We start from the raw sequence: 21,724 nt of genomic DNA, 5'->3' as shown, positions 1-21,724 counted from the left end.
ATTTTATGAGTAATAAAAAACACTGCACGGTTTTATTAAAAAAATAAGAACATGCAGGTTTTCAATTGATCATTATGAGATTTTCGGCGATTCTAACAGTTCAAGAATCCTTTCAAGGTCTTCATTTGAAAAGAATTCAATTTCAATTTTTCCTTTTTTCTTCGTTTGCTTAATCGTAACAGATGTTCCAAAACGATCACGAAGGAAGGACTCTTGTTCTTTAATAAAGATATCCTTTTCCTTCTTTGGCGGTTTAGATGTTTCACGTGGAACATTTTGATTTATTTGATTAACCAATGCTTCTAACTGACGAACATTAAGCTCTTCAGCAATAACCTTATCCACAATCGCATTTAACTTTTCCTTTTTCTTAAGTCCTAATAGCGTACGCCCATGACCCATGGATAATTTTCCTTCTGAAATTAAGTTCTGTACATGCTTAGGAAGAGATAAAAGACGAAGATGATTAGCAATATGTGGTCTACTTTTTCCTAATCTTTTTGCTAGCTGTTCTTGGGTGACTTTTAAATGGTCCAATAAGGATTGGTAAGCAAATGCCTCTTCAATCGGAGATAAATCCTCTCGCTGTAAATTTTCTAGCAATGCAATCTCCATCATTTGCTGTTCATTTAATTCACGAACAACAACGGGAACTGTACTTAGTTTTGCTTCTTTTGCAGCTCGATAACGTCTTTCACCCGCTACAATTTCAAATCCTTTTATGCTTTTTCGAACAATTATAGGCTGTAAAATCCCATGTGCTAGGATAGACTCCTTTAGTTCAGCAATTGCCTCTGGCTCAAATGTCTTTCTAGGCTGATATGGATTTGGACGTAGCTGATTTATTTTAATCTCTTGGACAACCTCTTCATTCTTTGCTTCCAATGATGGGAATAAAGCATTAACACCTTTACCTAACCCTTTAGCCATTCACAATCACTTCCTTTGCAAGATCTAAGTATACTTCAGCACCTCTTGATTTTGGATCATAGATGATGATCGGTTCTCCGTGACTTGGAGCTTCACTTAATCGTACATTTCTTGGAATAATTGTTTTATATACTTTATCTTGGAAATACTTTTTCACTTCTTCGATGACTTGAATACCTAAATTCGTTCTTGCATCAAGCATGGTTAGAAGTACCCCATCAATCATTAAATCGGTATTTAGGTGTTTCTGAACCAAACGAATCGTGTTTAATAACTGACTCAGCCCCTCAAGTGCATAATACTCACACTGAACTGGAATGATCACTGTATCAGAAGCTGTTAAAGCGTTTAATGTTAACAGTCCTAATGATGGCGGACAATCAATAATTATATAGTCATATTGGTCTCTAACTTCATCTAAGGCTCTTTTTAGACGAACCTCGCGAGAAATCGTTGGCACTAATTCAATTTCAGCACCCGCTAGTTGGATTGTTGCTGGAATCATATATAAATTTTCAACTGTCGTTGGAACCGTAACATCCTTTGCTTCTACATCATCAACAAGCACGTCATAAATGCATTGATCTACATTTGCCTTTTCTATGCCACAACCACTTGTTGCATTACCTTGAGGGTCAATGTCGACAAGTAAAACCCGCTTTCCGACATAAGCCAAACATGCGCTTAGGTTAACAGAAGTAGTCGTTTTTCCTACTCCACCCTTTTGGTTTGAGATTGAGATGATTTTCCCCACGATGTCACCTACTTTCAATTTTAAACTACAAATTACTACATATTTCTACTTTATAAAACTATCACTTTTTCTATTCTATCATGAAAAAATGATAGGGTTTATCTTTTTTTTACAAAAAATACGCCTTAACGTATTTGCGCCTGATTTTTAGGCCCACAGGACGTGGGTCATAAAGATGTTGCCACAGGATGTGGCGTTTTTAGTCTTTGATCTTACCGCTCGAAAAATTTCCTTTGAAAAATCGTGGCATCCGCCGGAGGCTTAACTTTATTCAGTTGGGGATCACCCCCTACTGAATAAAGTTAAATGTTCCACGTGAAACATTTTTAAAGATAAAATATAAATTTTAACGAATAAAATTTTTCATTCAAAAAAAATTCCCTTACCGTAAATAGGTAAGGAAATGGATTGGCTTATTTATTTTTAGGAATTCGAATTGTAAATTGGAAATAGTCGTCAAATTCTTCTTCTTCTGTATTTAAATTGACACCACTTTCCTCAACCATCGTTAAGGATTGACGAATCGTATTCATCGCAATTCTCATATCACGGCTAACTGCTTTGAACTTAGGCTTAGGCCGTTTTTGCTCCCTTTCTAGTTCAAGGATTTTAACGACACGATCCTCTGTTTGTTTTACATTTAGCTCTTTTTCAATTATTTCCTGCATAAGCTTAATTTGCTTTTCTGGATCTTTCAAAGGAATTAAAGCTCTTGCATGACGCTCTGTAAGTTTCTTTTGCATAAGCACCTTTTGAACTTCTTCAGGCAGCTTTAATAAACGCAGCTTATTGGCAATTGTCGATTGACCTTTTCCTAATCTCTGGGCTAACGCTTCTTGTGTAAGACTATGTAATTCTAGTAATCTAGCATAAGCATACGCTTCTTCAATCGCTGATAACTCTTCTCGTTGCAGATTTTCGATCAAGGCAACGGATGCAGTTTCTGCATCATTGAAGTCTTTAATGATAGCCGGAATGGTCTCCCATTCAAGAGTTTGAACGGCTCTCCAACGTCGTTCACCAGCAATGATCTCATACTGATTATCAGCAAATTGTCGTACTACAATTGGTTGAATAATTCCATGTGTACGTATGGTTAATGCAAGCTCTTTAATTTTATCCTCTGCAAAAACAGTTCTCGGTTGATATCGGTTTGGAACAATCTCATTTATCGGAATTTGTCGTACTTCCTCCAGGTGTGACTCTTCGTCATCTGTTGAATCCATTAATTGAGCTTCTACCACCTGTTCTTGGTTCATTTGTTGTTTATCATCTTTTTCACCGATGCTAAATAACCGTGAAAATGGATGCTTCATAATTCCACCACCCCTTAGAACTCCCACTATTACAAATTCTCTATTTTCTCTCTCATTCCTTCTATTATAACATGAATTTCATAAAAATCTTACTATCTTTCAACTAATTCACAAGGTTAAGGAAATATAACTGTAAAAAAAGTTCACCGCACTTTATTTGATTGGTGAACGATTTGGTGTTCCCGGTTTACGAGGGTATTTTTTAGGTGTTGGTTTGTTCTTCTCGATGATTACGATGTTTCGATCGCTATTTTCCATTGGTAATAAGAAGTGATGTACCTCTTTTACATGCCCACCTAGTGTTGTGATGGCTTTCTTGCCATCCTCTAACTCCTCTGCAACAGATGCAGCCTTCATTGCAATAAATGTTCCATCCACCTTTACAAGTGGCAAGCATAACTCACTTAATACAGACATTCTCGCAACAGCTCTTGCCAGCACAATATCAAACGTTTCTCGGATTTCCCCTTTTTGTCCAAAGGTTTCGGCCCGATCATGATAAAATGTAACATTTTCAAGCTGCAACTCTTTAGAAAGCTCATTGAGAAAGGTAATTCGCTTTTGGAGAGAATCAACAATAGAGATTTTTAAATTTGGAAAACAAATTTTGAGTGGGATACTTGGGAACCCTGCACCCGCTCCTACGTCACAAATCGAATATTCCTTTGTAAAATCAAAATAAAATGCAGCTGAAATAGAATCGTAAAAATGCTTTAAATACACCTCAGGCTTCTCTGTAATCGCCGTGAGGTTCATTTTTTCATTCCATTCAACTAATAGTTTGTAGTAGGTTTCAAACTGACTTAGCTGGGTTGGAGAAAGGGAAATCCCCTTCTCCTCCAACATAGATGTAAATAATGAAGTGTCCATTTTGTGTTTCCTTCCAATGTTAATCAAATAGCCCTTGTGTTTCTAGCAATAACGTTAGTTCACACGTGCGATTTTCCCTTGCTCAAGGTATACGAGCAGAATGGAAATATCAGCTGGGTTTACCCCTGAAATCCTTGAAGCTTGTGCGATCGATAAAGGATGTACCTCTTTCAAATTAGCTCTTGCTTCATTCGCTAAACCAGAAATGGCATCATAATCAATGTTTTCTGGGATTTTTTTGTCTTCCATCCGCTTTAATTTATCAACTTGCTGTAAGGATTTTTGAATATACCCTTCATACTTGATTTGAATCTCAATTTGCTCAGCAACATCAGGATGAACCCCTGAGTCACTTGGAGCTAATTTACGGATATGTTCATATGTCATCTCAGGTCGCTTTAATAAGTCAGATGCTAATATGCCATCTTTTAATTCACTTCCGCCAACAGAACGGATAAGTTCTTGTACTTCATCTGTTGGTTTAATTCGAATGCCTTGAAGACGTTCCATTTCTTGTTCAATCGCAGCTTTTTTATCTAAGAATTTTTGGTATCTCTCTTCAGGAATTAACCCAATATCATGGGCTAGCTCGGTTAAGCGCAGATCGGCATTGTCATGTCGAAGAAGTAAACGATATTCCGCACGTGAAGTTAATAGACGATAAGGCTCAGCTGTACCTTTTGTAACTAAGTCATCAATAAGGACGCCGATATAAGCATCTGAACGACTTAGAATAACTTCCTCTTTACCTAGGGCACGGCGTCCAGCATTTATCCCTGCCATAATCCCTTGGGCTGCTGCCTCCTCATATCCAGAAGTTCCATTAATTTGACCCGCTGAATAAAGGTTTTTGATTTTTTTCGTTTCAAGTGTTGGCCAAAGCTGAGTTGGGATAATAGCATCATATTCAATGGCATATCCCGGTCTCATCATTTTTGCATTCTCAAGACCTGGAACGGATGCAATCAATCGATGTTGAACCTCCTCAGGTAAGCTTGTAGAAAGTCCTTGAACATAGACTTCTTGTGTGTTTCGTCCTTCTGGCTCAAGGAATATTTGATGTCTCGGCTTATCATGGAAACGAACCACCTTATCTTCAATTGATGGGCAGTAACGTGGTCCAGTCCCTTTAATCATCCCAGAATACATCGGGGAACGATGTAAATTTGCATCAATGATTTGATGTGTTTCTTCACTTGTGTATGTTAACCAGCATGGAAGCTGATCGGTAATATATTTTGTTGTTTCATATGAAAAAGCTCTAGGTGTTTCATCACCAGGTTGGATTTCAGTTTTACTATAATCAATTGTGTGACTGTTAACGCGTGGCGGTGTACCTGTCTTAAATCGTACTAGATTAAAGCCCAATTCCTCAAGATGCTCAGATAGCTTAATCGACGGTTGTTGATTATTTGGCCCACTTGAGTACTTTAATTCACCAAGAATAATTTCACCGCGCAAAAACGTACCAGTTGTAATGACAACTGTTTCGGCAAGGAAAGTGGCACCTGTTTTTGTTATAACACCCTTACACACATCGTCCTCAACAATTAAGCGTTCAACCATTCCTTGAACAAGTGTTAAATTTGGTTCATTTTCTAATGTTTTCTTCATTTCGTGCTGGTAGGAAAACTTATCTGCCTGGGCACGTAATGCACGAACAGCAGGGCCTTTCCCTGTATTCAGCATTCTCATTTGAATATGTGTTTTATCAATATTTTTTGCCATTTCACCGCCCAGGGCGTCGATTTCTCGGACAACTGTACCCTTTGCAGGTCCTCCTATGGATGGATTACATGGCATAAAAGCAACCATATCTAAATTTATTGTAAGCATTAGTGTTTTGGCACCAAGACGAGCTGAAGCTAAACCCGCTTCACTGCCTGCATGCCCTGCACCAATGACGATGACATCGTAATGACCGGCATCATAGCCCAATTTGATTTCCTCCTCTTGCAAAAATAATTTCTATTTCCCTAAACAAAATTGGGAGAATAACTGATTGAGTAGGCTTTCGTGAACAGCATCCCCAATTATTTCCCCTAATAGCTCCCATGTTCTTGTTAAATCGATCTGAACCATATCAATTGGAAGATCTGACTCTGCACCAGATATCGCATCTTCAATTGACTTTTTCGCCTGTGTTAACAAGGCAATATGACGTGAGTTAGAAACATAGGTTAAATCATTTGCTTCGACATTTCCAGTAAAAAATAAGGAGGAAATAGCTTCTTCTAACGCATCTACCCCTTTTTCCTCTAATAAAGAGGTTGTTACAATTGGATTCTCCTTAGCAAGGTCTTTAACCTTTTCCATATTCATTTTTTGCGGCAGGTCCGTTTTATTAATAATGACGATGGTTTCCATCCCTGAAATAGCCTCAAATAGACGTTCGTCCTCTTCTGTTAGCTCATCTCCATAGTTTAACACTAGAAGGATGAGATCCGCCTTTTTCAAAACCTCACGTGAACGCTCAACACCAATTCGTTCCACGATATCTTCCGTTTCACGAATTCCCGCTGTATCCACTAGACGTAATGGGACACCACGTACATTGACATATTCTTCAATCACATCACGAGTTGTACCTGGAATATCTGTTACAATTGCCTTATTTTCATGGACAAGACTATTTAATAACGATGATTTTCCAACATTTGGCCTACCTATAATAACAGTAGATAAGCCTTCTCGTAAAATTTTCCCTTGGCTGGAGGTTTCTAATAACTTGATGATTTCGTACCGTACGTTATTGGCCTTTTCAAGTAGGACACGGTGGGTCATTTCCTCAACATCATCATACTCTGGGTAATCAATATTAACCTCAATATGTGCCAAAGTTTCAATCAATTCTTGACGCAGCCGATTAATTAGGGAAGATAATCTCCCTTCCATCTGCCCAATTGCTACATTCATCGCACGGTCAGTCTTAGCACGAATTAGGTCCATAACTGCTTCTGCTTGTGAAAGGTCGATACGACCATTTAAAAAGGCACGTTTTGTAAATTCACCAGGCTCAGCAAGTCTTGCCCCATTTACAAGGACGAGTTGGAGGACCCGATTAACCGACACAAGTCCACCATGGCAATTGATTTCAATTACATCCTCTCTCGTAAAGGTCTTTGGTCCCCTCATCAAGGTAAGCATTACTTCCTCTACAACTTGGTTCGTATCTGGATCCACAATATGTCCATAATGAATCGTATGTGAATCAACCTCTTTTAGATTCTTCCCTTTGAATACTCGATTTGCAATATCAATTGCTTCATCCCCACTTAACCGAACAATTGCAATTGCTCCTTCTCCCATTGGAGTTGAAATGGCTGCTATTGTATCAAACTCCATTTTCTCACCTTCTTATATATCAACATTCCGAATAATTCGTTTGCTATTATCAAAATGAAAACTGTGAATAACATTTATCCTAGTATTACCTATTTATCCACAACGAAAACAGAACCTTGTTTTCCCAAAATAAACTACACTCCATTTTATCTTATCCACATGTGAATAACAACATTGAAGAATTCACCTTACCGCACCGATTAACTGAAAGGATCTGTACTATAACAAACCGTTCTTTAAAAAGTCCAAACTAAAACCCTCAAAAAAGGCACAAAAAATACCTAGGCAAACGCCTAGGCTTTTATTTTTTATTTATTCTGCTGGTGAAATCACGATATGTCGATTCGGATCAGAACCATTAGAGGTTGTTTTAACCTTCATATGATTCGCGAGGGCTGTATGAATAACCTTTCGCTCGTAGGAAGGCATTGGTTCCAATTTGACATCCTGCTTTGTTCGACTTACTTTATCGGCAATTCTTTCTGCCAGTTGGACCAAGGTTTCTTCACGACGGCCTCGGTAGTTTTCAGCATCCACCATAATGTTCAAATAATGATCTGAAAACCGATTTGCAACCAGTTGTGTTAAATACTGTAATGAATTTAAAGTTTGGCCTCTTTTTCCAATTAAAATAGCCATTTTTTCACCGGATAATTGGAAAGTCACATTTTTTCCGTTCCGTGTAACGTCTAATGTTGCTATAACACCCATTGTTGAAACGACCTTTTCTAAAAACTTCTGTGCCTCTTCAACCGGGTCAATTTTTACAGTTACTTTTACAACAGCAGGCTTCGTTCCAAAAATCCCAAATATCCCTTTTTTACCTTCATCGATGATTTGTATTTCGGTGCGGTCTCTTGTTGTGCTTAGTTGAGCTAAAGCTGATTCTACTGCTTCATCGACGGTTTGCCCTGTAGCAGTTACTTGTTTCACTTTTTGGCTCCTCCCGCATCTCCAGATTTAGCTGCTCTAATATCTGGACCTTTAATTAAATACGTTTGAACAATCATAAAGATATTACCCACGACCCAGTATAATGATAAGGCTGCTGGGAAGCTGATCGCAAAGACAACGATCATGATTGGCATTAACCATAGCATCATAGCCATTTGCGGATTATTATCCATACCCATCATTGTAATTTTCTGCTGGATGAATGTTGTTACCCCGGCAACTAAAGGAAGAATATAATATGGATCTTTTTCGCCTAAGTCAAACCACAAGAAATTATGATTAGCAATTTCGCTTGTTCTCATAATCGCATGGTAGAAACCAATTAAGATTGGCATTTGAATCAATAATGGGAAACATCCCGCTAGTGGATTGACACCATGCTTTTGGAAGAGCTGCATTGTTTCCTGTTGTAGCTTTTGTTGTGTCGCCTGGTCCTTTGAGCTGTACTTTTCACGAAGTGATTTTAGCTCCGGTTGGATTGCTTGCATTGCCTTTGAACTTCTAGTTTGTTTAATCATTAATGGCAATAAAGCAAATCGAATTAATAGAGTTACAATGATAATTGCTAAACCATAGTTATTACTGAAAAGTTCAGCAAAATACGTAATCAGCCAGGATAATGGATAAACAAAGTATTTGTTCCAAACTCCTGTACTTTCTGCGGTAATCGGATCATTGACTTGGGCACACCCAGATAATAAAAGAATCAATCCTATTAGCGCACTTAATAGTAATATTCGCCTTTTCAACTACTTTTTCCTCCTAGTATCTAAATATCCTAAAGGTAAATATATATTGTAAAACATATTCATTCGAAGAAAAATCAATATGTACCCTTGTATTCTACCATCTTTATTGGGAAAATTCTTTCTTTCCACTGAAAAAAGTCGACTATTAAGGGACTTTTTTTAACACTTTTGCCACTCTTAAGACATGAAGCATGCTTTTCTTTACATCTTCATAGCTCATCTCAGCAACTGGCTTTCTGGCAATGATCACATAATCCTTGGTTTGAACCTGATCTTTGTGTTCAAGGAAGAATTGACGAATCAATCGTTTAATCCGATTTCTAGTAACAGCGTTTCCAATCTTTTTACTTACAGATAAGCCAATACGGAAATGCTCTAGCTCTTCCCTATTATAGACATAGACAATAAATTGCCGATTGGCTGAGGATTTCCCTGATTTAAACACCGTTTGAAAATCTTGATTCTTCTTTATACGGTATTCTTTCTTCATTCTTTACAACTCCCGTACGACAAGACAATTTCTTATAACCATAATTCAGGCGCTCACAATCTGCGCCTTTTCTAGTATAGTCATAAGAAATTTTGATTAAAACTTTTTTATATGAAGTATCATCTATTTTTGCTTTTTTTCTACTAAGGCACGGTTCTTTCGGGCAGATCCTATTTAGAAAAAAAGACCACTGAGCTTTCAGTGGCCTATGCTGATAATACTTTTCTTCCTTTTTGACGACGACGAGCTAGAACTTTACGTCCGTTTGAAGAGCTCATGCGACTACGGAATCCGTGAACTTTGCTGTGTTTACGTTTCTTTGGTTGATACGTTCTTTTCATTATATGACACCTCCCTGAGGAATTAACTCTCAAAATCAAATACGCTTTAGCGTATTTACGCCCAGATTTTTTTCGAGCATGCTCGAAAAGTTTCCTCTAAAAAATCTGTGGCATCCGCCGGAGCTTTAACTTTATTCAGCCAGGGTTTGAACCCCCACTGAATTATATACTCTCTTTGCATTCATCCTCCACGTAAAAGTAAGGACTTCTGCTGAATAAAGTTAAACATCAGACAGTCTTACTAATTATATTGAAAACTAATAAAAAATGTCAACCTTATTTGAAATACTATATTTTGGATGGAAAATAACGATCAGAAAAAAAGTAAGTTGAGATTCGTAACTTCTTCTTAAATTTACTAATAAATCATAATTCCTTCTTTAACTTTTCTTACATGTCCAGCTCCAGCGACTAGAAACTCAGGAAATTTCACCTCCTCTGGCAGAGGCAAGAGAACGCCTCTTTGTCGGAGCCTCCGACGCACAGGAAGTGCTAGTGTCGACTTAGCCACAGGACGTGGCGATTTAAGTCGACCAGTTTCCTCATTTCTGTGCAAGGCGTTTCAGCTTTTCGTTGTTGTGGACAACTTTTTTCGACAGTTTTTTTAATCCACAACATTTATCGACAAGTTTTACACATCATCTTGTGTTGTGGATAATTATTTTCCACAAGGTATTGATTATGTGGATAAGTTTTTAAAAACCATTGATTATGTAGTCATTATCTGATATTATAGTTTTGTTTTCACTCGTAATAAGTTATCAACATTTTTTGTTTATCCACAGAATGTGGATATCATGTGGATAGCTTTTTACACATTGTGAATGGATGCTTGTCCACAATCAGTGGATTATGTCGAAAAGATGTTTTTCTACTATATTATATAGTTATTCACAAATTACCAAGGGTGCATATTTATAGCCCTTTATTCATTTGAATGCTAACGACTGCATAAGGACTTATTTTTATACATTTGATGAATGATAACTATTAGAAATACGCGAACAAAGGAGGGAGATTGTTGGAAAATATTGAAGATTTATGGGCCAAGGCTCTCCAGGAAATTGAGAAAAAACTTAGTAAGCCCAGCTTTGAAACGTGGCTGAAGTCTACAAAAGCTCATGCCCTGCAAAAAGATACACTTATTATTACGGCCCCCAATGAGTTTGCCAGGGATTGGCTAGAATCTAGATATTTACATCTAATCGCAGAAACGATTTATGATTTAACCGGTGCAGAACTCGGAATCAAATTTATTATTCCTCAAAATCAACTGGATGAAGAATTCGAATTAAAAACACCAGAGAAAAAAGCTACGAAACAAGATGAACCAGCTGAACACTCTCAAAATATGCTAAATCAAAAATATACATTCGATACATTTGTAATCGGATCTGGCAATCGCTTTGCACACGCTGCATCCTTAGCAGTTGCAGAAGCACCAGCTAAAGCCTATAACCCACTCTTTCTATATGGTGGCGTCGGATTAGGTAAAACGCATTTAATGCATTCGATTGGCCACTATGTTCAAGAGCATAATCCGAATGCAAAGGTTGTCTATCTCTCCTCGGAGAAATTTACAAATGAGTTCATTAACTCGATTCGAGATAATAAAGCTGTTGAATTTCGAAATAAATACCGAAATGTCGACATCTTACTTATAGATGATATTCAATTCTTAGCCGGAAAAGAATCAACTCAAGAGGAATTTTTCCATACATTTAATACTTTGCATGAGGAAAGTAAGCAAATTGTTATTTCTAGTGATAGACCGCCGAAGGAAATTCCAACATTAGAGGACAGGCTTCGTTCCCGCTTCGAATGGGGATTGATTACTGATATTACTCCCCCTGATCTAGAAACTAGAATTGCCATTTTACGTAAGAAGGCAAAAGCAGAGGGACTAGACATTCCAAATGAAGTCATGCTTTATATCGCCAACCAAATCAACACAAATATTCGTGAGCTTGAGGGTGCGCTTATTCGTATTGTTGCCTACTCATCGTTAATAAATAAAGACATAAATGCAGACCTTGCTGCAGAAGCTTTAAAGGATATCATTCCAAGTTCAAGACCAAAGGTCATTACAATTTTTGAGATTCAAAAGGTCGTTGGACAGCATTATAGTATTAAACTTGAGGATTTTAAGGCAAAAAAACGGACAAAATCAATTGCCTTTCCACGTCAAATTGCCATGTATTTATCAAGGGAAATGACAGATAATTCTCTTCCTAAAATTGGAGAAGAGTTTGGCGGGCGTGACCATACAACGGTTATTCATGCACATGAAAAAATCACAAATTTATTAAAAACAGACACACAATTACAAAAGCAAATAACTGAAATTATTACCCAATTAAAGGGTTAAAACATAAAAATGTTTCATTTTTTATTTTGGACAAGTACTTGTAACCTGAATACTGTGAATAACTTCTTTGTTGTTGCACACAGTCTGTCCACATGTGGATAGACTGTTTTGATTTGTTTTATCCCGGTTATCAACATATTCACAGGCCCTACTAGTACTTCTACGATTTTTCTTTTAAAAAAAATAAATATATAACTAACAAATGTATTCAGGTGAAATCAAAAATAGAACTATCTTTAGGAGGATTTTTGATGAAATTTATCATTCAAAGGGATCATCTTGTACAAAGTGTTCAAGATGTGATGAAAGCTGTATCTTCAAGAACAACTATTCCAATCTTAACTGGAATCAAAATTGTAGCAGCAGATGAGGGTGTTACTCTTACAGGTAGTGATTCCGACGTTTCAATCGAATCTTTTATTCCTACTGAGGAAGCTGGGGATGAAATTGTTGAAGTGAAAGAAACAGGAAGCATTGTATTACAGGCTCGTTTCTTTAGTGAAATTGTTAAAAAGCTACCTAAGGATACTGTTGAAATTGAAGTTCATACAAACCTACTTACGATTATACGTTCAGGAAAAGCTGAATTTAATTTAAATGGTCTTGATGCCGATGAATATCCACATTTGCCACAAATTGAAGGTAATCAAGGATTTAAAATTCCAGCAGATCTACTAAAAAATCTGATTCGTCAAACGGTATTTGCCGTATCAACTTCTGAAACTCGCCCTATTTTAACCGGAGTAAACTGGAAGGTTGAAAATAATACATTACGTTGTATTGCGACGGATAGCCACCGATTGGCAATGAGAACCGCAACGATTGAAACGGGCTCTGAAGATTCTTATGGTGCGGTTATTCCAGGGAAAAGTTTAAATGAATTAAGTAAAATTCTAGATGATACAATTGATTTAGTAGATATCGTCATCACGGAGAACCAAGTGTTATTTAAAACAAAGCATTTATTGTTCTTTTCTCGTTTATTAGATGGGAGCTATCCAGATACATCTCGATTAATCCCTACTGAAAGCAAAACTGAAATCATTTTAACTACTAAAGAGTTTTTACAATCCATTGATCGTGCTTCCCTGCTTGCAAGAGAGGCAAATAATAATGTCGTGAAGTTTACAACTTTACCTAATGGTGTTGTTGAAATTTCGTCCACTTCCCCGGAAATTGGCAAGGTAAACGAAGAAATACAAAGTAAATCAATCGAAGGTGAAGAATTAAAGATTTCATTTAGTGCAAAATATATGATGGATGCATTAAAAGCGATAGAAAGCTCAGAAATTCGAATTAGCTTTACAGGTGCGATGAGACCGTTCTTTATTAAAGCACTTGATGATGAGACAGTCTTTCACTTAATTCTTCCAGTTCGCACATATTAACTTGATCAAAGACTAAGAACGCAACGTCATTTTGTCCCACATCACGTGGGCCTCAAAACTACTAGGCTGTAAAAACCTAGTAGTTTTCTTTTCTAGATGTCTAGCTCCAGGCGCCATCGGCTCGAAGTCACAAGCCAATCGCTTCGGAAGGCAAAAAGCACCTTCTTTCAGCGCTTTTCTTGTGTTTGTCGCCAATAGGACGGCGCCTTGCGCTTTTCTAGTTGTGATTTCTTTAGTAAAATAAAAGAAAGTAGGCGAAAAAATGGCAAAGGAAATAGAAATTTCGACAGACTTCATCGCTTTAGGACAGTTTTTAAAACTTGCAGAGGTGATCCAAACGGGTGGAATGGCAAAATGGTTTCTTGGTGAACATGAAGTCTACGTAAATGGGGAGCTAGAGAATCGCCGTGGAAAAAAGCTAGTAAATAAGGATGTAGTAGACATTCCTGGCTTTGGAACGTTCGTCATATCAAAAGCATGAGCAGCGAGGGATTGCCTCTCGCGCTTATGCGCAAAGGGTGAATCCATTTGTTCATTGAGGAAATAGAACTTACGAACTATCGTAATTATGAAAAACTATCCATACACTTCGAAGATAAAGTCAATGTTATTTTAGGTGAAAATGCACAAGGCAAAACAAATGTAATGGAATCCATCTATGTTTTAGCGATGGCAAAATCACATCGTACCTCAAATGATAAAGAATTGATTCGCTGGGATGAAGAATATGCTAAAATAGAGGGTAGGGTTCAAAAAAGGAACGGTCCCCTAACATTACAGCTTGTGGTCTCTAAAAAGGGTAAAAAGGCAAAAAGCAACCATTTGGAACAACAAAAGCTGAGCCAGTATGTTGGAAATATGAACGTGGTCATGTTTGCCCCTGAAGATTTAAATCTAGTCAAGGGAAGCCCACAGGTGAGAAGACGATTTATCGATATGGAAATTGGTCAAGTTTCAGCTGTCTATTTACATGATTTGAGCCAGTATCAAAAGATCCTCCATCAGCGAAATCACTATTTAAAGCAGCTTCAAACGAAAAAACAACACGATCAAACAATGCTTGATGTGTTAACCTCACAATTAATTCAAGCAGCAGCAAAAATTGTCAAAAAACGAATTGAATTTCTCTTGTTATTACAGAAATGGGCTGAACCCATCCATCACGGAATCAGCAGAGGACTTGAAACACTCCAAATTGAATATAAACCTTCAATTGAGGTATTAGAAACCGCGGATTTGTCGAAAATGGTAGATGTATATGACGAAAAATTTGCTAAAATAAGAGTGAGGGAAATTGAAAGAGGCGTTACATTAGCGGGGCCACATCGGGATGACCTTGCATTTTTTGTGAATGGGAAGGATGTCCAAACCTTTGGATCACAAGGCCAGCAACGTACGACTGCCCTATCACTGAAGCTAGCAGAAATAGAATTAATTCAATCAGAAATTGGGGAATACCCCATTCTATTATTGGATGACGTTCTTTCGGAACTGGATGATTATAGACAGTCCCATTTATTAAATACAATCCAAGGCAAAGTCCAAACCTTTGTCACAACAACAAGCGTTGAGGGAATCAATCACGATACACTGAAGCAGGCAGCAACTTATGCTGTGTCTTCGGGAGTCATAACAAAGCTAAAATGAGGTGATGAAATTTGTTCATACATTTGGGAGATAATGTAATGGTTCGTTCATCAGATGTCATTACGATATTAGATCGACAGCTTTTAAAATCCTCCTCTATCGTTAATGAATTTTTAGACGTGAAAAAAGACAGAGTGGTAGAATTGTCTAATGGAAATACAAAATCAGTAGTGGTAACGGTAGATAAAGTATATTACTCACCATTATCCTCTAGTACATTAAAAAAACGTTCACAGCATGTATCCGATTTTGAATCGATTTTAGAAGAAGGATAAGGAAGATAATTCATGATTTAGTTCTATCTGTGTCAAGTGCCTTATTGTCCGGCGCTTGCACATTTGTTCTTAAAATAAAGTGTAGGTGATATTCGTGGCAATGGAAGAAAAAGAATTGCAACAACAAGAATATGATGAAAGTCAAATCCAGGTCTTAGAAGGATTAGAAGCGGTAAGAAAACGCCCTGGTATGTATATTGGTTCAACCTCCGGTAAAGGTCTGCACCATTTAGTATGGGAAATTGTCGATAACAGTATAGACGAAGCATTAGCAGGTTATTGTGATGAGATTAATGTCATAATTGAAGAAGATAATAGTATTACCGTAAAAGATAATGGACGTGGAATTCCAGTCGGTATTCAAGAAAAAATGGGTCGTCCTGCTGTTGAAGTTATTATGACAGTTCTTCATGCCGGCGGTAAATTTGACGGCGGCGGTTATAAGGTTTCAGGTGGATTGCATGGAGTTGGTGCGTCTGTGGTTAACGCCCTTTCCACAAAACTGGAGGTATATGTACATCGTGATGGCAAAGTCCACTACATCGCTTTTGAACGCGGTCATGTTGTTACTGAATTAAAGGTAATTGGTGAAACGGATCATACGGGTACAATAACCCATTTTAAGCCAGATGGTGAAATCTTTACTGAAACACTTGAATATGAATTTGATACACTAGCAACCCGTCTTCGAGAGCTTGCCTTTTTAACAAGAGGCGTTAAAATTACAATCGAAGACAAACGTGAAGAAAACAAGCGTAAGGAATATCATTACGAAGGTGGAATCAAATCATACGTTGAACACCTTAACCGAACAAAAGAAGTGATTCATGAAGAGCCAGTATTTGTAGAAGGTGAAAAGGAAGGAATCGCAGTAGAGATTGCCCTTCAATACAATGATAGCTATACAAGTAATATATATTCCTTCGCAAATAACATTCACACCTATGAGGGCGGAACCCATGAATCCGGATTTAAAACAGCATTAACGCGAATTATCAATGATTATGCACGCCGAAATAATATTTTCAAAGACAATGACGCGAATTTAACAGGTGATGATGTTCGTGAAGGATTAACAGCTATTATCTCTATTAAGCATCCAAACCCGCAATTTGAGGGACAAACAAAAACTAAGCTCGGCAACAGTGAAGCAAGAACAGTAACTGAATCCGTGTTTTCTGACAAATTTGAAGCATTCTTACTAGAAAATCCAGCCGTCGCTCGAAAGGTTGTCGAAAAAGGAACTATGGCAGCAAGGGCACGAATGGCTGCTAAAAAGGCACGTGAATTAACAAGAAGAAAAAGTGCGCTAGAGATTTCAAGCCTACCAGGAAAGCTGGCGGATTGTTCTTCGAAGGACCCTTCTATTAGCGAGATTTATATCGTTGAGGGTGATTCAGCGGGTGGTTCTGCAAAGCAAGGACGTGATCGTCACTTCCAGGCAATCCTTCCACTACGAGGAAAAATTCTTAACGTGGAAAAAGCAAGACTTGATCGAATATTATCGAATAATGAAGTACGGGCAATGATCACTGCGCTAGGAACAGGTATCGGAGAAGACTTTGATATTACTAAAGCCCGGTATCATAAGGTCGTAATCATGACAGATGCCGACGTTGACGGTGCACATATACGGACTTTATTATTGACGTTCTTCTACCGCTTTATGCGTCAAATTATTGAAAGTGGCTTTATCTATATTGCACAACCGCCTTTATATAAAATTCAACAAGGTAAACGGGTTGAATATGCATATGATGATCGTGAGCTTGAAAAGTATTTAGCAGAAATGCCAAATAATCCAAAGCCAGGGATTCAACGCTACAAAGGTCTTGGAGAAATGAATCCTGAACAACTTTGGGAAACGACGATGGACCCTAGCAACCGTACGATGCTTCAGGTTACACTTCAAGATGCAATCGATGCGGATGAAACCTTTGAAATGCTAATGGGCGACAAGGTTGAGCCAAGACGTAATTTCATTGAAGAGAACGCACAGTACGTGAAAAACTTGGATGTATAACTTATTCAGTCGGGGATCATACCCCGACTGAATAAGGTTAAAGCTGTGTTTTGGTTACATATATGAATGGGTTAAAATAAGAATCAATATTTTGATTCGACTAACATTCAGTTGGAAAATAACCCCCACTGAATGATGTGTCTCTTTATTTTATACCCCTGAATAGGGAGGTTTCTATTTATGTCTGAAAGTCAAAATTCGCATATTCATGAGATCAATATAAGCCAAGAGATGAAAACATCATTTTTGGACTATGCGATGAGTGTTATTGTGTCACGTGCCCTACCAGATGTTCGTGATGGTTTGAAGCCGGTCCACCGCCGGATCTTATATGCTATGAATGACTTAGGTATGACAGCTGATAAGGCCTATAAAAAATCAGCGCGTATCGTTGGTGAAGTAATTGGTAAATATCATCCACATGGTGATTCTGCCGTTTACGATACGATGGTTCGTATGGCACAGGATTTCAACTATCGCTATATGCTTGTTGATGGCCATGGTAACTTCGGTTCTGTCGATGGTGATGCAGCAGCAGCAATGCGTTATACGGAAGCACGTATGTCCAAAATATCAATGGAACTTTTGCGTGATATTAATAAGGACACCATTGATTACCAAGATAACTACGATGGTTCAGAACGAGAACCTGCTGTTCTCCCTGCCCGATTCCCGAACCTTTTAGTAAATGGATCAGCGGGTATTGCGGTAGGTATGGCAACGAATGTTCCACCACATCAACTAGGTGAAGTTATTGATGGTGTATTAGCTGTCAGTAAGGACCCAGAGATAACCATTGCTGAGTTAATGGATATTATTCCAGGTCCAGACTTCCCAACTGCTGGTCATATTCTTGGTCGAAGTGGGATAAGGAAGGCCTATGAAACTGGAAAAGGCTCCATTACTTTACGAGCAAAAGTGGAAATTGAAGAAATGAAAAATGGCAAGGAAGTTATTCTCGTTACAGAACTTCCATACCAAGTAAACAAAGCAAAATTAATTGAAAAAATTGCTGAACTAGTTCGTGACAAAAAGATCGACGGCATTACAGACCTTCGTGACGAATCAGACCGAAACGGGATGAGAATCGTGATGGAAGTGAGAAGAGATGCGAATGCGAACGTTCTTTTAAATAATTTATATAAACATACTGCATTGCAAACCACCTTTGGAATCAACATGCTTGCTCTAGTAAACGGGCATCCGCGGGTACTAAACCTAAAGCAGTGCTTACAATACTACTTAGACCATCAGGTCGTAGTAATCAAGCGCAGAACGGCTTTTGAACTACGGAAAGCTGAAGCAAGAGCTCATATTTTAGAAGGATTACGAATTGCGTTAGACCACATTGATGAAATTATTGCGCTAATTCGCGGCTCTCAAAATACTGATATTGCTCGCGAAGGCTTGATGACAAGATTTAACCTTTCTGAAAAACAAGCCCAAGCGATCCTAGATATGCGCTTGCAGCGTTTAACAGGTCTAGAACGAGACAAGATTGAAGCAGAATATCAAGACCTTGTTGCATTAATCGCGGAATTAAAAGCAATTCTTGCAGATGAAGAAAAAGTACTAGAAATCATTCGTGAAGAGCTGCTAGAAGTAAAAGAACGTTTTAACGATACAAGACGTACTGAAATACTAGCGGGCGGACTTGAAATGATTGAAGATGAGGATCTGATCCCAAGAGAGAACATCATTTTAACTCTCACAAACAAGGGGTATATCAAGCGTCTTCCGGTATCAACATACCGCAGCCAAAAACGTGGAGGCCGAGGAATTCAAGGAATGGGTACAAATGAAGATGACTTTGTTGAACAACTATTATCGACATCTACCCATGATACAATTCTATTCTTCACGAATAAAGGTAAAGTCTATCGCCTAAAAGGATATGAAATTCCTGAATTTAGTAGGACTGCGAAGGGAATACCGATCATTAACCTACTCGAAATTGATAAAGAAGAATGGATCAATGCGATTATTCCAGTATCCGAGCTAGTCGATGATTGGTTCCTATTCTTTACAACAAGAAAAGGGGTTTCAAAACGAACTCCACTTTCATCCTTTGCAAATATTCGTAAGGGCGGATTAATCGCCGTCGGACTTCATGAAGGTGACGAACTGATTTCTGTCCGGCTAACAGATGGATCCAAGGATATAATTATTGGAACGAAGGACGGCATGCTAATTCGCTTCCCAGAATCTGATGTTAGATCCATGGGTCGTACGGCAGCAGGAGTTAAAGGAATTAACCTATCCGAAGGTGACGAAGTTGTAGGAATGGAAATACTAGAAGACAATCTAGATGTTCTCATCGTCACTGAACATGGCTATGGAAAACGAACTCCAGCAAGTGAATACCGTATCCAGAGCCGTGGTGGTAAGGGACTCAAAACAGTCAATATCACAGATAAGAACGGTAAGGTTATTGCAGTTAAAGCTGTAACCGTGGAAAATGACCTTATGCTTATTACTGCTGATGGTGTCCTAATTAGAATGTCAATTAATGATATTTCACAAATTGGCCGTACAACCCAAGGAGTTAAGCTCATCCGTTTAGATGAAAATGGACATGTAGCAACGGTAGCAGTTGTTGAGAAGGAAGAGGAAGAAGATCTCGAGACTGATACTGAAGAAACTGTTAGTGAAACAGTGGAAGAAACAGTCACAGAAGAACAAAAGGATACCGAAGAAGAAACTGAATAAACTTCCTTAAAAGAGAAATGCTGCAGTGCAGTATTTCTCTTTTTTTGGTAAAATGGTTCTAGTATTGTATGAGAGATGAGGGCGGAAATAATATGCGTGTGAGGATAAGTCAACTACAAGAAGGATGTATTCTATCAAATGACATCTTTTCCTTAACAAATAAACCAATCATTCCTAAAAAAACGGTTTTAACAATCGAGCATATTCAAGTTCTTCAAGTATTTTTAGTGAAAGATGTGCAGGTTGAAACATTCTTAATCAATGGTGAACCCTTCACCCCTAATGAGCAGATAGAGGAAATTGAAGTTATCGAAAAGGAAAATTCAATTGTGGAGGATTATCTCAAATCTGTTAAAGAATATAAGCAATTATTTCAAAGTTGGCAAGCAGGTGCACTTGTGGAGATTGCCAAAGTTCGTAAAATTATTCTTCCCCTATTTAATAGAATGCTTGAGCAACCCAAAGAACTCTTCTCCTTACACAGATATACAAATCGAGAAGATTATATATACCACCACTCTGTCATGCTAGGCTTGCTTTCAGGATATTTAGGGGGAAAACTCAAATACGGCCAGGGTGATTGCAACCATCTAGCCATAGCGGGTCTGCTAAGTGACTGCGGAATGGCTAAAATTGATCCTAAAATACTTGTAAAGAACTCATCCCTAACATTGACCGAGTACAATGATGTAAAAAGGCACCCTTTATACAGCTATCGGATGATTGAAAAGATCTCTCTAATAAAAGATGGTGTAAAATTAGCCGTCCTCCAACACCACGAACGTATGGATGGCACTGGCTATGTACTAGGGGTTACCGGGGAAAGGCTGCATCCATTCAGCAAAATAGTAGCAGTAGCTGATGTGTATTCGGCGATGACCCTGGAAAGACCCTATAGCAACCGCCAAACCCCTTTCAAGGCTCTCGAAGAAATCAGAAGGGAATCGTTCGGACAATTTGATATGGAAGTAATAGATGCACTAACAAATGGAGTTGGGAACATTTCGATTGGAACAAAAGTAAAGCTTTCAAATGGTCAGTCTGGGGAAATTGTATTTATAGATAAAAGCTACCCGACAAGACCACTACTAAAAATAAGCGAAACTGAATTTTTAGACTTAAAAGCCTACCGGGAACTCTTTATAGAGGAAATTATCTAACCCTCCGCATACAGAGGTGTTTATTTTTGTAAGAAATGAAGATGAATAATAATTGCAAAACAAGTACTTGACTATAATGGTATTTCGGATTATACTTTTAAAGTTGTGTCCGAGGTTAATTATTATTTTAAAAAAGTAATTGACTTCATTATTCATAATATGATATATTAATAAAGTCGCTTGAGGGTGACGACAANTTCATTATTCATAATATGATATATTAATAAAGTCGCTTGAGGGTGACGACAAAGTTCTTTGAAAACTAAACATAATACAAGCGTCAACGTTTTAATTCTAAGTAACAAACTATTGAGCAAGATCGTTGCTTCATGAAATATTTCTTCGGATTTTGCGAAAAATGCCGGAGGTATTTTGAGCAATCAATACTCTTATTGGAGAGTTTGA

The 21,724-nt window shown here is 37.9% G+C and carries 18 protein-coding genes; 8 read left to right on the top strand and 10 right to left on the bottom strand.

Annotated features, from left to right (window positions below; translation table 11 throughout):
- Positions 1-72: 72 nt before the first annotated feature.
- From LKW28_RS20835 to rpmH, 10 genes are all read right to left on the bottom strand, one after another.
- A complete protein-coding gene (locus tag LKW28_RS20835; protein WP_229142350.1) occupies positions 73-930 on the bottom strand; it encodes a ParB/RepB/Spo0J family partition protein in 858 nt (285 codons plus the stop codon).
- Positions 923-1,684, bottom strand: a complete 762-nt coding sequence (locus LKW28_RS20830) for a ParA family protein (protein WP_057998233.1) — start codon at positions 1,682-1,684, stop codon at positions 923-925. The genes LKW28_RS20835 and LKW28_RS20830 overlap by 8 nt, the downstream gene beginning before the upstream one ends.
- Positions 1,685-2,097: 413 nt before the next feature.
- Entirely contained in the window at positions 2,098-2,910 is an 813-nt protein-coding gene (gene noc / locus LKW28_RS20825) for a nucleoid occlusion protein (RefSeq protein WP_420708921.1), read from the bottom strand.
- 243 nt (positions 2,911-3,153) lie between these two features.
- Positions 3,154-3,870: a 16S rRNA (guanine(527)-N(7))-methyltransferase RsmG gene (rsmG, locus tag LKW28_RS20820; protein ID WP_229142348.1), complete on the bottom strand. Its 717-nt coding sequence runs from the start codon at positions 3,868-3,870 to the stop codon at positions 3,154-3,156.
- A 54-nt stretch (positions 3,871-3,924) separates the two neighbouring features.
- Positions 3,925-5,808: a tRNA uridine-5-carboxymethylaminomethyl(34) synthesis enzyme MnmG gene (gene mnmG / locus LKW28_RS20815; RefSeq protein WP_229142347.1), complete on the bottom strand. Its 1,884-nt coding sequence runs from the start codon at positions 5,806-5,808 to the stop codon at positions 3,925-3,927.
- Positions 5,809-5,838: 30 nt separating this feature from the next.
- Positions 5,839-7,215, bottom strand: coding sequence for a tRNA uridine-5-carboxymethylaminomethyl(34) synthesis GTPase MnmE (mnmE, locus tag LKW28_RS20810; RefSeq protein ID WP_229142346.1), 1,377 nt, complete (start codon positions 7,213-7,215; stop codon positions 5,839-5,841).
- Positions 7,216-7,527: 312 nt separating this feature from the next.
- Positions 7,528-8,148 (bottom strand): RNA-binding cell elongation regulator Jag/EloR, encoded by a 621-nt coding sequence (gene jag, locus LKW28_RS20805; RefSeq protein ID WP_229142345.1) that lies wholly within the window; start codon positions 8,146-8,148, stop codon positions 7,528-7,530.
- Complete coding sequence (gene spoIIIJ / locus LKW28_RS20800; RefSeq protein ID WP_229142344.1) at positions 8,145-8,918, bottom strand: YidC family membrane integrase SpoIIIJ; 774 nt, start codon at positions 8,916-8,918, stop codon at positions 8,145-8,147. Before spoIIIJ ends, jag begins: the two co-directional genes overlap by 4 nt.
- Before the next feature lie 145 nt (positions 8,919-9,063).
- Entirely contained in the window at positions 9,064-9,408 is a 345-nt protein-coding gene (gene rnpA, locus LKW28_RS20795) for a ribonuclease P protein component (protein WP_229142343.1), read from the bottom strand.
- Between the two features lie 206 nt (positions 9,409-9,614).
- Positions 9,615-9,749 (bottom strand): 50S ribosomal protein L34, encoded by a 135-nt coding sequence (rpmH, locus tag LKW28_RS20790; protein WP_229142342.1) that lies wholly within the window; start codon positions 9,747-9,749, stop codon positions 9,615-9,617.
- Positions 9,750-10,770: 1,021 nt separating this feature from the next.
- Here rpmH and dnaA point away from each other — a divergent pair.
- The 8 genes from dnaA to LKW28_RS20750 all read left to right on the top strand — a co-directional run bounded on the left by dnaA (position 10,771) and on the right by LKW28_RS20750 (position 21,319).
- On the top strand, positions 10,771-12,117 hold the full coding sequence (dnaA, locus tag LKW28_RS20785; RefSeq protein ID WP_229142341.1) for a chromosomal replication initiator protein DnaA: 1,347 nt from the start codon (positions 10,771-10,773) through the stop codon (positions 12,115-12,117).
- A gap of 251 nt (positions 12,118-12,368) precedes the next feature.
- Entirely contained in the window at positions 12,369-13,505 is a 1,137-nt protein-coding gene (gene dnaN, locus LKW28_RS20780) for a DNA polymerase III subunit beta (RefSeq protein ID WP_229142340.1), read from the top strand.
- Between the two features lie 262 nt (positions 13,506-13,767).
- Positions 13,768-13,986 (top strand): S4 domain-containing protein YaaA, encoded by a 219-nt coding sequence (yaaA, locus tag LKW28_RS20775; protein WP_229142339.1) that lies wholly within the window; start codon positions 13,768-13,770, stop codon positions 13,984-13,986.
- 47 nt (positions 13,987-14,033) lie between these two features.
- Positions 14,034-15,152, top strand: coding sequence for a DNA replication/repair protein RecF (gene recF, locus LKW28_RS20770; RefSeq protein WP_229142338.1), 1,119 nt, complete (start codon positions 14,034-14,036; stop codon positions 15,150-15,152).
- 11 nt (positions 15,153-15,163) lie between these two features.
- Positions 15,164-15,427, top strand: a complete 264-nt coding sequence (gene remB, locus LKW28_RS20765; protein WP_229142337.1) for an extracellular matrix regulator RemB — start codon at positions 15,164-15,166, stop codon at positions 15,425-15,427.
- Between the two features lie 100 nt (positions 15,428-15,527).
- A complete protein-coding gene (gene gyrB, locus LKW28_RS20760; protein ID WP_229142358.1) occupies positions 15,528-17,450 on the top strand; it encodes a DNA topoisomerase (ATP-hydrolyzing) subunit B in 1,923 nt (640 codons plus the stop codon).
- A 180-nt stretch (positions 17,451-17,630) separates the two neighbouring features.
- Entirely contained in the window at positions 17,631-20,159 is a 2,529-nt protein-coding gene (gene gyrA, locus LKW28_RS20755; protein ID WP_229142336.1) for a DNA gyrase subunit A, read from the top strand.
- A gap of 92 nt (positions 20,160-20,251) precedes the next feature.
- Positions 20,252-21,319 (top strand): HD-GYP domain-containing protein, encoded by a 1,068-nt coding sequence (locus tag LKW28_RS20750; protein WP_229142335.1) that lies wholly within the window; start codon positions 20,252-20,254, stop codon positions 21,317-21,319.
- Positions 21,320-21,724 lie beyond the last annotated feature (405 nt).

The organism is Bacillus sp. REN16, assembly GCF_020731355.1.
In the GTDB taxonomy this organism is placed as follows: Bacteria; Bacillota; Bacilli; order Bacillales; family Bacillaceae_L; genus Ferdinandcohnia.
Note: the sequence above shows the minus strand (reverse complement) of the source record. Positions and strands in the feature narration are given on the sequence as shown.